Annotated in this window: 1 pseudogene; it reads right to left on the bottom strand. The window is 65.6% G+C overall.

The window, feature by feature from the left end:
* Positions 1-549: pseudogene (locus tag ACXJKH_RS21975) on the bottom strand (bifunctional NADH-specific enoyl-ACP reductase/trans-2-enoyl-CoA reductase); the annotation flags it as partial.

Below are 549 nucleotides of genomic sequence, written 5' to 3'. Positions count from 1 at the left end.
CAGTTCGACCTTGCGACCGCCGTCGGCAACCAGGTCATGGCGCAGGCGCTCGATCGCCGTGCCCGCGTCCTTGCCGCCGTAGAGAATGTCGTACAGCGTATCGAGCTGTTCGATGCAGCCCTCGTGGGTGCCCTTGGCCTTCATGACCTTGAACAGCAGCGACAGGTACAGCGGCATGGTCGGAATGGCTGAGCTGGCCTGGGTGACCACGGCCTTGAGCACCGACACGCGCGCGTCGCCGCCGATCTTCTCCAGCTTCGCGCGCAGGCCCAGCACCTTGGTGTCCAGGTCCTTCTTGGCCGCGCCGATCGAGCCGTTCCAGTAGATGGCCTGGGTGATCTCTTCGCCGACATAGGTGAAGGCGGTGGTCGTGGCGCCTTCCGCCAGCACGCCGGCCTCCAGCAGCGCATCGATCCACATCTGCCAGTCTTCGCCGCCCATGACCGCGACCGTACCGGCGACTTCTTCCGGGCTGGCCGGTTGGATCGTGGTTTCGGTGATCACTTCCTTGTCGGTATCCAGCCCGCGCAGGGTGATCGGCGCGCCGAT

It is taken from the genome of Stenotrophomonas sp. P5_B8 (assembly GCF_054049855.1).
Note: the sequence above shows the minus strand (reverse complement) of the source record. Positions and strands in the feature narration are given on the sequence as shown.